Consider the following 12,889-nt stretch of genomic DNA (forward strand, 5'->3'; position numbering starts at 1 on the left):
CCGGCCCCCCCCACCCCGCCGTTTCCGATGAGTCCCGCGGCACCCCCGGCGCCCCCTGCTTGCCCGCCGGCGGTTTGCGAATAGCCGCTACCGCCGTTGCCGTAGAGGAGCCCACCGGCCCCGCCGTTGGGATTGGCCGCCGTCCCATCGGCGCCGTTGCCGATCAGGGGGCGGCCCAACAGCGTCTGGGCCGGCGCATTGATCGCACCCAACACGGTGTCCTGCAGCGCCTGCAACGGCGAGGCGTTGGCCGCCTCGGCGGCCGCATAAGCGCCGCCCGCGCCGTTGAGTGCCTGCACAAACTGGGCGTGAAAGGCGCTCATCTGAGCGCTGATCGCCTGGTAGGCCTGCCCGTGACCGGCAAAAACCGACGCTACGGCCGCCGAGATCTCATCGGCTCCGGCCGCCAGCACCCCGGTGGTTGGGAGGGCAGCCGTCGCGCTAGCCGCGCCCAGCACTGAACCGATCCCTTCCAGATCCGTCGCCGCCGAAGCCAGCATCTCCGGAATCGCCACCAGGTGCGCCATTGCTACCTCCAGCCGTTCGTCGGTGAACTATTGACGGCAGCGTAACTGTGACGTAGACGCAAATTCCGGCATTCCCCTGAACTCATATTTGCCAGCGGGCCGCGGCCCCAAGCTGACACCGCGAGCCGTGCGGAGCCAGCGAATCTGCGATCAGGACGCCGGTCGCTGCGCGGACACGAAAAGTGTTGGTGGCATGGAATCTTTGAGATCGCTGGGCACGCTACGGCCGTAACGGGCCAACACCTCCGACATGGTCCGCGACGACACCTGCCAGCCGTGTCGCGATAGCCAGTCGGCCGCGGCGGTGCGTTCCTCGGCGTACCAGAGGTCGTCGAGGTCGGTCACCTCGACCGTGACCAGCCGGGCGGCGGCGGCTCGCATGCGCTGCATGTCCTCACGCTGGCGCCGCACCAGGTCTGGGTCGAGGAAGCCCTCGCCGGGCGCGTTGCAGGCAAGCCGACTGCCGGGCGGGCTCAGGGCATCGATGCGCTCGAACAAGAGGTCTTGGGCCTTCGCCGAAAGATAGCGCAGCAGGCCCTCCGCCGACCAGGCCGAAGGCTCGGGCGCATCAAACCCAGCCTCCTGCAAGGCCGTTGGCCAATCCCGCCGCAGATCGATCGGAACATTCACCAGGTGTGCCGTCGGGCGTGCGCCGTGCCGGCGCAGCGTTGCGGTCTTGAAGTCCAACACCTTGGGCTGGTCCAGCTCATAGACGACGGTGCCGTCGGGCCACGGCAGCCGCCACGCGCGGGCGTCGAGTCCCGCCGCCAGAATCACCACTTGCCGCACACCGGCGTCGGCAGCGCCCAGAAAAAACTCGTCGAAGAACGCCGTCCGGGTGGCCATGAAGTCGACCATCGCACGAACCCGGGAGCGCACCTCGGGTTCGGCATCGGCCGCCTGGGCCAGCAACCGGGGATCGGCGAAAACCGACCAGATGCCCTCGCCCGCCGCTTCGACGAACACCCGGGCGAACGGATCCTTGATGAGCGGGTTTTCGCTCTCGGTCTCGGCGGCGCGAGCGGCGGCCACGCCCAGGGCGGTGACTCCCACACTCTCGGTGATGTCCCAGGAATCATTGTCAGTTCGCGGCATCCCCACACCCCGTCGGATAAGGTCGGATTAAGTCGGTTTTCGCGAGCCATTCTTCCAGCGGCTGCGGGCTACGATCGCTCGCTATGACACGCACGCCCCAGGAAGTATTCGCCCACCACGGTCGGGCGCTGGCCACCGGCAACCTCGACGAGATCGTCGCCGACTACGCCGACGACTCCGTGGTGCTCACCTCAGCCGGCGTCGCGCGCGGCAAGGACGCCATCCGGCAGGTATTCGTCAGGTTGCTCGACGATCTGCCCGACGCGGCGTGGAACTTGAAAACTCAGATCTTCAAGAACAGCACGTCGCCGACGGCATCGACACGTTCGTGTTCGCCGACGGCATGATCCGGGTTCAGACAGTGCGCTACACCTTGCGCGCCAAGCCTCAGGACTGACTCAGCAGCTCGGCCATCTTCGGGATGATGGCCTGAAGCGCCTTCACCGGGCGAATCATCACCTTGACCGACACGATCTGGCCGTCGTCGTTCCAGTGGAGCATGTCGATTCCGTTGACGTAGATGCCTGCCACGTCGGCTTCGAACTCGAGGATGGCCGAGCGTTCACCGTGCCACTGCTCGACGTAGTGAAAACCGGAGTCGCCGAACAACTTCAACGCCGCAGCCAAATACGCGACCACTTGCGCCCGCCCTTCCTGCGGCCTAAAGACCGCGGGCGAGAAGAAGACCGCATCCTCGGCGAGCAACGCTTCGAGACCATCGATGCGCCCGGAATCGACGATCTCGATCCAACGCTGGAGTACCGGCGACGTCATGGCACCAGAGTAGGTTTTTACAGGTGGACCTGGAAGCGGTGGCCGCATGGATGTCCGAACGGGGACTCGGCGAGGGTCCATTGCAGGACGTCGGCGCGGTAACCGGCGGAACGCAAAACGTCATGCTGCGATTCACCAGGTGCGGCCGGCAGTATGTGCTGCGGCGCGGGCCGCGGCACCTGCGGCCGCGCAGTAACGCGGTGATCCTGCGGGAAACCCGGGTCCTCGCCGCGCTGGCCGGCTCCGACGTTCCGCATCCGCGGCTGATCGCCACCTGCGACGACCCCGGTGTGCTCGGTGACGCGGTCTTCTACCTGATGGAGCCCGTCGAGGGTTTCAACGCCGGTGAGGGGCTGCCGCCGCTGCACGCGGGCGACGCACAGGTGCGGTTCGGGATGGGCCTGGCGATGGCCGATGCGCTGGCCAGGCTGGGCGCGGTAGACCATGTCGCCGTCGGGCTCGCCGACTTCGGCAAACCGGAAGGCTTCCTGGAACGCCAAGTGCCGCGCTGGCTTTCCGAGCTGGAGTCCTATCAGCAGTACGACGGCTACCCCGGCCCGCAGATCCCGGGAATCAAGCAGGTGTCAACGTGGCTGGAGCACCATCGGCCGACGATGTGGACACCCGGCATCATGCATGGGGACTACCACGCCGCCAATGTCATGTTCTCCTGGACCGGGCCGGACGTGGTCGCCATCGTCGACTGGGAAATGTGCACGATCGGCGACCCGCTGCTGGACCTGGGCTGGCTGCTGGCGACCTGGCGCCAGCCCGACGGGTCGAGCGTCTTCAGCCACGCGTTGGGCGGCCAAAGCGGACTGGCCAGTACCGACGACCTGCTGCACCGGTATGCCGCCAACACCACCCGCGACCTGTCGCACATCACCTGGTACACCGTGCTGGCCTGCTTCAAGCTCGGCATCGTGATCGAGGGCACGCTGGCCCGCGCCTGCGCGGGCAAGGCCGAAAAGCAAGTCGGTGATCAACTGCATGCGGCCACCGTGCACTTATTCGAGCGGGCGCTGAACATCATCGAGTCGCGGCGCTGACGTGCGCAGAGCGCGACGACATCCCGGCATCTGATGGCGGCACCTACCGTGGGCCGTGAGCAAGACTCCCATCAGCCTCATGGCCGGGTCTAGTGTCGGGGGCAGCGGCGATGATCGTCCCAGCGCCGCTGAAGGAGGCCGCACATGACTGCGCTGCAACCGGGCACCACGAACGCAGAGTGGGTTCGGGAGGTGTTTCGGCGGGTGTTCGACGAACGTGATTTCTCCCATGCACAAGACTTCTGGAGCGACGACTCGGTCGATTACTTCCTCGCCACCGGTGAAACCGTGCGCGGGGCAGCGGCCTTGACGCAATGGTTCACGGGACTCTTCGCAGCGGTCCCGGATTGGCGGCTGGTGATCGAGAACGTCGTCGACGACGGCACCGGCCAGGTCGTGGTCCAGTGGAAGGGCGGCGGATCGTTCACGGGATCGCCTTTTCAGGACATCGAAGCGACCGGCCGCCGAGTCGAGATTCTCGGATGCGACGTCATCCGGCTGGCGCCCGACGGCCGGGTGGCCAGCAATACCGTCTACTACGACGGTGCCGGATTTGCTCGTCAGATCGGGATGCTACCGATGACAGGCACCCGCGCCGACCGCCTGGTCACCCGCGGGTTCAACGCAATCACCAGGCTGCGTCGTCGCCTCGGGCGGTAGGCCGGAACATCCGGTTTCGGTCGGAAAAGGTCGTGGTCGGGCCAAAACCGCAGTCCCACAAGCTAATTCCGCATCCATCGGATGAATTGGGAACGCCTTGACGGGCGTCGCGCCGGCAGGTCGGCGGTCAGTTAGCGTTAGCCAGTCGTACGGTGATGCTGACGCGTCCCTCGTTGTCGCGCTGCGCGACGCCATGCCCGGTGTGCTCTGTCCCGTCGAGCCGCAGCGTGAGCGGGCCCCCGTTGCCGAGGAAATTCCGCCACCACGTCTTCGCCTCGGGCATCTTGACGCTGATGATGACCTGGTTACCGGCGCGTCGGTATGCGACCGGGATGGTGAAGCTGCGTCCGGAACGCCGCCCGGTATAGCTGAGCAGGGCGATGTTGTGGTTCACCAATCCACCCAAGCGTGCCGAAGTGGCCACCGCGGCCACCGGCGCGTTGAAAGCCGGCGCGGCGCGCATGAGAAGTCGTCCAAGCGTTTTCGGTCGTACGATCACGATCACTATCTCCCTTCAGGTAGGGGACGGCCTCAGGTCTGGGACCGTGCAGTCCGTCGCGGCCGGTGTGGGTCAGACGATCAGCGTCAGGCACAGCGCTGCCAGTGCCACCCCCTGCAGAATGGCGCGAGCGTTGATAATGCTGTCCCAATTGGACTGCAGCAACCGGGCATTCGTCGGGAGCCGGCCGGCGGTAGCGGCGGAGGTGAGCTGGCGGTTAATCGGCGCGCTGACCCGCACGTAAAGCGCAATCCACGCCAGCAGTATCACCACGGCACCGACCACCGTAATGGTTGGCGTCCATTGACCGGCAATCGCGAACAGTGCGGCACTTGCGACGGCAGCCACAACCCCGAGAACCCCAGGTACGGGCATCCGCCGGTCGCCGTAACGATGCACCTGGCCCATTACCGCCACCAGGGCGCGCTCGTCCACCGCGGCCAGTGCTGGTCGCTGAACAAGCGCGCAGAACACGTCGGTGCCGTACACCACCGCAGTACCCAGCACCGAGATTATTGCCAACATCTTGGCGAGCTCGATCACCTCGAACCTCCTATCGGGTCGTCATTGGTAGCAATGCTAGCGGTTAGTCGCGCTCGTAACAATAGCATTACTAATGTATCTAGCGATGCTATGGTGAAGCATGGCCATCAATGAGCGCCGGGCTCGCGAACACGCCGCGCGTCGTCGACTGATCATCGCTACGGCGCGGCAATTGGCGGAAGCCGAGGGCTGGGAAGCTGTCACCACCCGTCGGCTCTCCGAGGAGATTGAATACAGCCAGCCCGTGTTATACAAGCACTTCTCGGGTATGGATCACATCGCTGAAGCCGTGGCGATCGACGGGTTCGCCGAACTGGCCGAGGTGCTGTCGTGCGCCCGTCGCGGACGACGGACTCCCAAGGCGACGCTGAAACGAATCGCACATGCCTACATCGAGTTCGCCGAGAAGAACCCGGCGCTCTACGACGCCATGTTCATCCGGGCAACCACATTGCGATTCGCCGACACAGCTACCCCACCCGAGTTGTCAGCGGCCTTCGAAGAGCTACGTCAAGCAATCACAGAAATTGCGGACCGACAGGACGTCGACACCCTGACGGAGGTGTTATGGGCGGCGCTGCACGGACTCGTCGCGCTCAACCGCGCGGGCCGATTGCGCCCGGGGCAACACGGCGCTCGAGTCGAGCTCCTGATTAGTCAGTTCACTCGTGCAACCCACGCTACTGAACCCGACCGGCGCGCTCCCCCCAGCAGAAGAACTTCAAGATCCGTCGCCGATTCGTAAGTCCACGATCAGTTCGGCGCAGCTACCCGCCGGCGAAGTCAAGCCGCCGGACGGAACCAAATGCATTTCCGCGAGAGATTTGTCAAATGTCCTCGTCCCGAGGCGCGCATACTGGTCGCCGTGAATCCCCTAACCCGTTCATTCCGCGTCGGACTCCACGGCGTGATTGCTGCTGCCGTCGTCTTCACAAGTGCTGTCGGCTGCGGGGGCGATCGCAATCGTGCGGAGTCCACACCAGGACCGACACCCGCGCCCATCACGCGGTCAAGCCTTCCGTACGACAACACGCCGGACGTTGCCGCGGCGGATGAGCAGAGTTTTGTCAACGCCACCAACGGTTTCGGGCTGGACCTGTTCCGGCGCATGTCGGCGGCCAGTGAAAAGAACCTGGTCTTCTCTCCGCTGAGCCTCGGCGTCGCGTTGTCGATGGCCTATGCCGGTGCCGCCGCTGACACGGCGGCTCAAATGAAAACCGTGCTGCGCGATCCGTTTGGCAATGACAGCTACTACCGTGCCATGAATCAGCTGCTGCTCGAGCTTCGTTCACGCAACCGCGCTGCGATCTCTGCCGAGGACCCGCGGAGCATCGAACTGGCGATGGTCGACGCGGTCTGGCTGCAGCGTGGCATGTCGGTTCGCGCGCCGTTCCTCGACATCCTGGCTACCCAATACGATGCCGGCGCGCACCTCGGCGACTTCAAGGGCAACCCCGACGGCGAGCGGGTCACCATCAACAACTTCGCCAGCGACGCGACGAAAGGGCAGATCAAAGACCCGATCCCGCCGGGCGCGATAGACGAGTTGACGCGTGTCGTGCTGCTGAACGCGGCCTACCTCAAGGCGAGCTGGGAGAGCCCATTTCCGACACAAGACACGCGCGACGGCAGCTTCCGCGTGACTCCGCAATCAGCGGTCACCGTGCCGATGATGCACAAGGCGAGGTCGCTGCCCTACGTGGCCGGGTCGAATTTTCAGGCAGTGGAACTCCCCTACGTGGGCGGCGACCTCACGATGCTGATCGTGTTGCCGGCGGAGGGACAGCTCCAGGCGGTTCGCAACGGCATGGACGACGCTTGGTTCCGTAACTTGGCCTTTGTGCAGGGGCCCGTCGTGCTGAGTTTGCCCAAGTTTCGTATCACCTGGGGACCCGAGGAATTCAAGGAGACTTTGGCGGCAATGGGGATGCCGCGCGCATTCGACGAGAAGCAGGCGGACTTCTCCCACATCACCACTGACGAACAGCTGAAGATCACCCACATACTGCAGAAGGCCTTCGTCGGGATCGACGAGTTCGGTACGGAAGCCGCAGCCGTTTCAACGGTGATCGGCGGAGGGTTTGGTCCGGTCGAAGAGGTGACGGTCGATCACCCGTTCCTGTTCGCGATTGTCGACAAGACCGGCGCAGTGCTCTTCGCGGGACAGGTGATGGATCCGCGCTGAGGCATGGCGGTGCGGCACATCGATGAGATCGGCCGGCCTTCCCGGCACAGCCGCCCGACTTACCCGCGCGACCGCGACGCATGGTCGACGACATCGCTAAGTCTCACAGTTACTGTGATAATGTGGAACTGTGAAAAATATTACCGTCGCCGTCCCCGACGAGGTCTACCGGGCGGCACGGATTCGGGCGGCAGAACTTGGCCAGTCGGTAAGTACGCTGGTGGCGGGATATCTCACTTCACTTGCTGAACGCGACGCCGCGTTTTCGCGGCTCGAGGAACAGCAACGAAAGATCCAGAATGAGATTCGCCGGTTTCGCGCCGCAGATCGTCTGAGCCGCGACCAAGTCCACGCCCGTGCGGTTCATTGACACCAATGTCCTGCTGTACGCGATCTCCCGCGATCGCCATGAGCGGGAGAAGGGCAGGCGTGCGAACGAAATCCTGGCCGACCGCGACCTCGCGGTTTCCGTTCAGGTTCTTCAGGAATTCTACGTTCAGGCAACGCGCAGCAGCAGGCCCGATCCAATCAGCCACGAGCAGGCCGTCGGGCTGGTGGAGTCGTTCATGCGGTTTCCCGTCGCCCCGATCACAGCTGAACTCATGCTCGCAGCTTTTGCGACTGGTAGGCGATTCCGCGTCTCGTATTGGGACGCCGCAATCCTGGAAGCCGCCCGCTCTCTTGGCTGTGATGTCGTCCTATCCGAGGACTTGAGCACCGACGAAGACTACGCCGGGGTACGGGTAGTTAACCCGTTCGCTGCCAAGGAGTGAACGGCATCGTTGAAGCCGCTGCCTTCAGCTGGCTCGCGAAATGCGGTTCGTGACTTCTCCGGCGGCTAGGCCGCCGGCTTCTTCTCACGCTGTTTGAGCATGGTTGCCGCCGACTCACGAAAGCTAACGATTGTGATTAAGCAGGAGATAGACGTCGAACTGAGCACTGCCGGGGCACAGGAGTCGCTTGCGTCGACGTCTGCCGCTCACCTGGCTTATGTCGGCAAAGACGGGAGGCCGAGGGTGATCCCGGTCGGGTACTTCTGGACCGGTGAGGAATTCGTCATCGCCACCGCTACCACGTCTCCGAAGGTAGCTGCCTTGTCCAGCTCCGCGAACGTGGTTCTGTCCATCGATTCCTGGGACACCCCGAAGACAGCGCGGGCGTTGGCGATCCGCGCACATGCCAGCGTGAACATCGTCGACGGTGTGGTTCCGGAGTACCTGGCCGCAGCCCGCATGGCCATGGATGCCGACGCGGCCGCGAAGTTTTAACAACAGGTACGCGACACCTACGAGCGGATGGCAAGAATCGCAATCACGCCCACGTGGGTACGGTTTCTACGATTTCGGCGCCGGTCGTATGCCCCGGTTCCTCGAGAAGCTGGCTATCTACCCGGATGAAAAGCGCGCCCGAAGAGATTCGAACTCCCAACCTTCTGATCCGTAGTCAGATGCTCTATCCGTTGAGCTACGGGCGCTTGTGTTCAGTTGTGTTCCCCGACGGATCCAGCGGAGGCGAGAGGATTTGAACCTCCGGTCCCCTTGAAGGGGGACAACTCATTAGCAGTGAGCCCCATTCGGCCGCTCTGGCACGCCTCCATGGACTTCCTGAGGGTACCCGATGCCGGGAACCCGGAGCCGCCGGACGCTTAGCGTACACAGCTGCCACATATGCTGTCGACGTGCCTGCCCGTCTGCGACCCGTACTGGACGGGCTGCCAGTCTATGTTCCCGGCAAGACGGTGCCCGGGGCGATCAAATTGGCCAGCAACGAGACCGTGTTCGGCCCGCTGCCCGGTGTGCGCGCGGCCATCGAACGGGCCACCGAGTCGATCAACCGCTACCCCGACAACGGCAGCGTCGAACTCAAGGCGGCGTTGGCCAAGCACGTAGACGTCGGTCCCGAGCACGTGGCGGTCGGGTGCGGTTCGGTCAGCCTGTGCCAGCAGCTCGTTCAAATCGTCGCCTCGGTGGGCGACGAGGTGATCTTCGGCTGGCGCAGCTTCGAGCTCTACCCGCCGCAGGTTGCGGTCGCGGGCGCGACCGCCGTCCCGGTGCCGTTGACCAACCACACGTATGACCTCGAGGCGATGCTCGCCGCGGTCACCGACCGCACCCGGCTGATCTTCGTGTGCAATCCGAACAACCCGACGTCGACCGTTGTTCCCCCGGACGCCCTGGCCGACTTCGTCAAAGCGGTTGCGCCACACATCCTGATCGCGATCGACGAGGCCTACATCGAGTACGTCCGTGACGGCATGGCCCCCGACAGTCTGGAATTGGTCCGCTCCCACGACAACGTGGTGGTGATGCGAACCTTCTCGAAGGCGTACGGGCTGGCGGGGTTACGCGTCGGGGATGCGATCGGCCACCCGGACGTGATCGTCGCGCTGGACAAGGTCTACGTGCCGTTCACTGTGTCGAGCATCGCGCAGGCGGCGGCCATTGCCTCGCTGGATGCCGCCGACGAACTGCTGGCCCGCACCGACGCGGTGGTCGCCGAGCGCATCCGGGTGACCGCGGCGTTGCGCGACGCCGGATTCACCCTGCCGCCACCGCAGGCCAACTTCGTCTGGCTGCCGCTGGGAGCGCGCACTCGCGACTTCGTGGAAAACGCGGCCGCCGCGCGCATCGTGGTCCGCCCCATGAGCAGCGACGGCGTCCGCGTGACCGTGGGTGCGCCGGACGAAAACGACGCCCTGCTGCGATTCGCCCGCAGCTGGCGGGAAGTCGATGCTCGGTCGATCCCGTGACGGCTATCAGGCCGGGTTGCGGCCGGTGAACGCGACAAGCCGATGCAGCGCGCTGGCGTGCTCGGGAACCTCGACCGGCGCGTCAAAGCCGGCGGCGCCGCGTTCGTGCGGCTTGATCAGCGTGTGCGCCAATCCCAGCACGTACTCGGCCAACGAATCGGCCACGCGCACCTCACGTCCCACTGCCGTCGCGTAATCCCAGGCGTGGACCAGGAATTCGATCGAAAAGACAGACACCGCCACCCTGGCGGACATCGAACCCGGGCCCAGCGACACCTCACCTTCCAGGCCGCGGCGGTGCCAGGCATCCAGCGCCGGCCGAGCGGCACCGATCACCAAACGCTCCACCGAGTCGGTGTCCTCTCGCATGGAGAATTCCGCATCGACCATGCCGCCGAGAACCATGATCGAGTTGAGCAGATGCCCGGTCAGCCCCTTGACGTCATACTCGGTGCACGGCGTCTGCTTGGCCCGATCGTCGGCGGCGATGGTGTGCAGCACCTGCTGCAGGACCCCGAGTGAGGCCTCGGCACTTTGCAGCTCGTCGGTCGGTGGAGAATCTGGTCCGGGTCGCAAATCGGAGAACATACTCGCCACGCTACGGTCTCGGGCATGGGCGAAACATACGAATCCGTCACCGTCGACATCAAGGACCGGGTCGCGCAGGTGACCCTGATCGGGCCTGGCAAGGGAAATGCGATGGGCCCGGCGTTCTGGTCGGAGATGCCCGAAGTGTTCGCAAAGCTGGACGGCGACCGCGAGGTGCGGGCCATCGTCATCACCGGCTCCGGTAAGAACTTCAGCTACGGCCTCGACGTCCCCGCGATGGGCGGCTCCTTCACCGCGCTGCTGTCCGGCGACGCCCTGGCGGGCCCGCGCGCGGAGTTCCACGCCGAGGTCAAGCGCATGCAGAACGCGATCAGCGCGGTCGCCGACTGCCGCACCCCCACCATCGCCGCGGTACACGGCTGGTGCATCGGCGGCGGCGTCGACCTGATCTCGGCGGTGGACATCCGCTACGCCAGCGCTGACGCCAAGTTCTCGGTGCGCGAGGTCAAACTGGCCATCGTCGCCGATGTCGGCAGCCTCGCCCGGCTGCCGTTGATCCTCAACGACGGCCACTTACGCGAACTGGCGCTGACCGGCCGCGACATCGACGCTGCCCGAGCCGAGAAGATCGGCCTGGTCAACGATGTCTACGACGACGCCGAGGCCACGCTGGCCGCGGCGCACGCCACCGCCGCCGAGATCGCCGAAAACCCGCCGCTGACCGTGCACGGCATCAAGGATGTCCTCGACCAGCAACGCATTTCCGCCGTGTCGGAGAGCCTGCGCTATGTCGCCGCGTGGAACGCCGCGTTCCTGCCGTCGAAGGACCTGACCGAGGGCATCTCGGCGATCTTCGCCAAGCGGCCGCCGCAGTTCACCGGGGAGTAGGGCCTGTTGCCCGGTACAGCGGCGAGATTGCCGCCATGGCTGTGGTCGCCATCCGGGGCACAGCCATAGCGGCAATCTCGCCGCCGCTATAGCCGCTAGAGCCACGTACCCTCGCGAAGGTGGCAGAGATGACCCCCGACGGAAAGATCCGCGTCCCCGCCGACCTGGACGCCGTGACGGCGATCGCCGACGAGGACCGCTGCGACATCGACAGCGCGGCCGTCGAACGGATCTGGCAGGCCGCCCGCCACTGGTACCAGGCCGGAATGCACCCCGCTATCCAGGTGTGCCTGCGGCACAACGGAAACGTGGTGCTCAACCGGGCGATCGGCCATGGCTGGGGCAACGCTCCGACCGATCCACCCGACGCGGAGAAGATTCCGGTCAGCACCGACACCCCGTTCTGCGCCTACTCGTCCGCCAAGGCCATCACCGCGACCGTCGTGCACCTGCTCGCCGAACGGGGGCACTTCTCCCTCGACGACCGCGTCTGCGAGTACCTGCCCACCTACACCAGCCACGGCAAGGACCGCACCACGATCCGCCACGTGCTGACCCACAGCGCCGGCGTCCCGTTTCCCACCGGCCCCCGGCCGGACGTGACCAAGGCCGACGACCACGAGTACGCCCTAGAAAAGCTCGGCGAATTGCGGCCGCTCTACCGGCCCGGGCTGGTCCACATGTACCACGCGTTGACGTGGGGTCCGCTGATGCGCGAGATCATCTGGCGGAGCACCGGTAAGGAAATTCGCGACATCCTTGCCACCGAGATCCTCGACCCGCTGGGCTTTCGGTGGACCAACTTCGGTGTCGCCAAGAAAGACCTCCCGCTGGTCGCGCCCAGCCACGCCACCGGGCGGCCGTTGCCGCCAGTGATCGCCGCGGCCTTCCGCAAAGCCATCGGCGGAACCGTGCATGAGGTCATCCCGTACACCAACCAGCCGCTGTTTCTGAGCACCATCGTCCCGTCGTCCAACACCGTCTCCACCGCCAATGAGCTGTCGCGGTTCATGGAGATCCTGCGCCGCGGGGGCGAACTCGACGGGGTGCGAATCATGCGGCCCGAGACGGTACGCAACGCGGTCAAGGAATGCCGGCGGCTACGGCCCGACGTCGCGACCGGTCTGATGCCATTGCGCTGGGGCACCGGATACATGCTGGGTTCGACGCGGTTCGGGCCATTCGGGCGCAACGCGCCGGCCGCGTTCGGTCACCTCGGCCTGGTCAACATCGCCGTCTGGGCCGACCCGCAGCGCCGCCTGGCGGCCGCGGTGATCAGCAGCGGAAAACCCGGCAGAGATCCCGACGCCGGCCGCTACGGGGCGCTGCTGAACACCATCGCCGCCACGATCCCACCGGGTTGACCTCGCC

Annotated in this window: 15 protein-coding genes, 2 tRNA genes and 2 pseudogenes; 11 read left to right on the forward strand and 8 right to left on the reverse strand. The window is 65.3% G+C overall.

Annotated features, from left to right (window positions below):
• Both B4U45_RS13250 and B4U45_RS13255 read right to left on the reverse strand, forming a co-directional pair.
• Positions 1–527, reverse strand: a 527-nt coding sequence (locus B4U45_RS13250) for a PE family protein (protein WP_219859570.1), incomplete at its 3' end; no start/stop codon positions are given.
• A 150-nt stretch (positions 528–677) separates the two neighbouring features.
• Complete coding sequence (locus B4U45_RS13255) at positions 678–1,622, reverse strand: class I SAM-dependent methyltransferase (protein WP_075549826.1); 945 nt, start codon at positions 1,620–1,622, stop codon at positions 678–680.
• Positions 1,623–1,705: 83 nt separating this feature from the next.
• On the opposite strand from B4U45_RS13255, the pseudogene B4U45_RS13260 reads away from it, so the two are divergent.
• Positions 1,706–2,019, forward strand: a pseudogene (locus B4U45_RS13260) (nuclear transport factor 2 family protein).
• Here the strand turns inward: B4U45_RS13260 and B4U45_RS13265 are convergent.
• Positions 2,010–2,396, reverse strand: a complete 387-nt coding sequence (locus B4U45_RS13265; RefSeq protein ID WP_075549825.1) for a nuclear transport factor 2 family protein — start codon at positions 2,394–2,396, stop codon at positions 2,010–2,012. The pseudogene B4U45_RS13260 and the gene B4U45_RS13265 sit on opposite strands and share 10 nt — an antisense overlap.
• Before the next feature lie 50 nt (positions 2,397–2,446).
• Here B4U45_RS13265 and B4U45_RS13270 point away from each other — a divergent pair, with 50 nt between their 5' ends.
• Together B4U45_RS13270 and B4U45_RS13275 are read left to right on the forward strand one after the other, a co-directional pair.
• Positions 2,447–3,445 (forward strand): phosphotransferase family protein, encoded by a 999-nt coding sequence (locus B4U45_RS13270; RefSeq protein ID WP_075549840.1) that lies wholly within the window; start codon positions 2,447–2,449, stop codon positions 3,443–3,445.
• A gap of 144 nt (positions 3,446–3,589) precedes the next feature.
• The gene (locus B4U45_RS13275; protein ID WP_075549824.1) at positions 3,590–4,105 is read left to right on the forward strand and encodes an ester cyclase; all 516 of its coding nucleotides are present in this window, start codon (positions 3,590–3,592) and stop codon (positions 4,103–4,105) included.
• A gap of 127 nt (positions 4,106–4,232) precedes the next feature.
• Here the strand turns inward: B4U45_RS13275 and B4U45_RS13280 are convergent, their stop codons facing one another.
• Entirely contained in the window at positions 4,233–4,604 is a 372-nt protein-coding gene (locus B4U45_RS13280; RefSeq protein WP_240316534.1) for a nitroreductase/quinone reductase family protein, read from the reverse strand.
• A gap of 72 nt (positions 4,605–4,676) precedes the next feature.
• On the reverse strand, positions 4,677–5,129 hold the full coding sequence (locus tag B4U45_RS13285) for a DUF1772 domain-containing protein (protein ID WP_075549839.1): 453 nt from the start codon (positions 5,127–5,129) through the stop codon (positions 4,677–4,679).
• Between the two features lie 118 nt (positions 5,130–5,247).
• Between B4U45_RS13285 and B4U45_RS13290 the strand changes: the two genes are divergently transcribed.
• The 5 genes and pseudogenes from B4U45_RS13290 to B4U45_RS29265 all read left to right on the forward strand — a co-directional run bounded on the left by B4U45_RS13290 (position 5,248) and on the right by B4U45_RS29265 (position 8,775).
• A complete protein-coding gene (locus B4U45_RS13290) occupies positions 5,248–5,892 on the forward strand; it encodes a TetR/AcrR family transcriptional regulator (protein ID WP_075549822.1) in 645 nt (214 codons plus the stop codon).
• A 120-nt stretch (positions 5,893–6,012) separates the two neighbouring features.
• On the forward strand, positions 6,013–7,332 hold the full coding sequence (locus B4U45_RS13295; protein ID WP_158006391.1) for a serpin family protein: 1,320 nt from the start codon (positions 6,013–6,015) through the stop codon (positions 7,330–7,332).
• A 130-nt stretch (positions 7,333–7,462) separates the two neighbouring features.
• A complete protein-coding gene (locus B4U45_RS13300) occupies positions 7,463–7,702 on the forward strand; it encodes a hypothetical protein (protein ID WP_131808383.1) in 240 nt (79 codons plus the stop codon).
• Positions 7,689–8,105, forward strand: a complete 417-nt coding sequence (locus B4U45_RS13305) for a PIN domain-containing protein (RefSeq protein WP_075549820.1) — start codon at positions 7,689–7,691, stop codon at positions 8,103–8,105. Before B4U45_RS13300 ends, B4U45_RS13305 begins: the two co-directional genes overlap by 14 nt.
• 132 nt (positions 8,106–8,237) lie before the next feature.
• Positions 8,238–8,775: pseudogene (locus B4U45_RS29265) on the forward strand (pyridoxamine 5'-phosphate oxidase family protein).
• On the opposite strand, the gene B4U45_RS13315 reads toward B4U45_RS29265, so the two are convergent.
• Positions 8,734–8,806 (reverse strand) — tRNA-Arg (locus tag B4U45_RS13315). The pseudogene B4U45_RS29265 and the gene B4U45_RS13315 overlap by 42 nt on opposite strands.
• Positions 8,807–8,838: 32 nt before the next feature.
• Positions 8,839–8,927, reverse strand: a tRNA-Ser gene (locus B4U45_RS13320).
• A gap of 83 nt (positions 8,928–9,010) precedes the next feature.
• On the opposite strand from B4U45_RS13320, the gene B4U45_RS13325 reads away from it, so the two are divergent.
• On the forward strand, positions 9,011–10,081 hold the full coding sequence (locus tag B4U45_RS13325) for a pyridoxal phosphate-dependent aminotransferase (RefSeq protein ID WP_219859412.1): 1,071 nt from the start codon (positions 9,011–9,013) through the stop codon (positions 10,079–10,081).
• 6 nt (positions 10,082–10,087) lie between these two features.
• Here B4U45_RS13325 and B4U45_RS13330 read toward each other — a convergent pair whose 3' ends face one another.
• Positions 10,088–10,669 carry a TIGR03086 family metal-binding protein gene (locus B4U45_RS13330; RefSeq protein ID WP_075549818.1) on the reverse strand — a complete coding sequence of 194 codons (582 nt, stop codon included), beginning with the start codon at positions 10,667–10,669 and terminating at the stop codon, positions 10,088–10,090.
• A 24-nt stretch (positions 10,670–10,693) separates the two neighbouring features.
• Here B4U45_RS13330 and B4U45_RS13335 point away from each other — a divergent pair, with 24 nt between their 5' ends.
• Positions 10,694–11,518, forward strand: coding sequence for a crotonase/enoyl-CoA hydratase family protein (locus B4U45_RS13335; protein ID WP_075549817.1), 825 nt, complete (start codon positions 10,694–10,696; stop codon positions 11,516–11,518).
• A 128-nt stretch (positions 11,519–11,646) separates the two neighbouring features.
• Complete coding sequence (lipE, locus tag B4U45_RS13340; RefSeq protein ID WP_075549816.1) at positions 11,647–12,882, forward strand: lipase LipE; 1,236 nt, start codon at positions 11,647–11,649, stop codon at positions 12,880–12,882.
• The last annotated feature ends 7 nt before the right edge of the window (positions 12,883–12,889 follow it).

Source organism: Mycobacterium persicum, assembly GCF_002086915.1.
In the GTDB taxonomy this organism is placed as follows: Bacteria; Actinomycetota; Actinomycetes; order Mycobacteriales; family Mycobacteriaceae; genus Mycobacterium; species Mycobacterium persicum.

Excerpts from the sequence above, each read along its gene's own strand:
- lipE (WP_075549816.1), top strand. The coding sequence starts at position 11,647 with ATGACCCCCGACGGAAAGATCCGCGTCCCCGCCGACCTGGACGCCGTG.
- B4U45_RS13330 (WP_075549818.1), bottom strand. The coding sequence starts at position 10,669 with ATGTTCTCCGATTTGCGACCCGGACCAGATTCTCCACCGACCGACGAG.
- B4U45_RS13335 (WP_075549817.1), top strand. The coding sequence starts at position 10,694 with ATGGGCGAAACATACGAATCCGTCACCGTCGACATCAAGGACCGGGTC.
- B4U45_RS13270 (WP_075549840.1), top strand. The coding sequence starts at position 2,447 with ATGTCCGAACGGGGACTCGGCGAGGGTCCATTGCAGGACGTCGGCGCG.
- B4U45_RS13275 (WP_075549824.1), top strand. The coding sequence starts at position 3,590 with ATGACTGCGCTGCAACCGGGCACCACGAACGCAGAGTGGGTTCGGGAG.
- B4U45_RS13255 (WP_075549826.1), bottom strand. The coding sequence starts at position 1,622 with ATGCCGCGAACTGACAATGATTCCTGGGACATCACCGAGAGTGTGGGA.
- B4U45_RS13290 (WP_075549822.1), top strand. The coding sequence starts at position 5,248 with ATGGCCATCAATGAGCGCCGGGCTCGCGAACACGCCGCGCGTCGTCGA.
- B4U45_RS13285 (WP_075549839.1), bottom strand. The coding sequence starts at position 5,129 with ATGTTGGCAATAATCTCGGTGCTGGGTACTGCGGTGGTGTACGGCACC.
- B4U45_RS13265 (WP_075549825.1), bottom strand. The coding sequence starts at position 2,396 with ATGACGTCGCCGGTACTCCAGCGTTGGATCGAGATCGTCGATTCCGGG.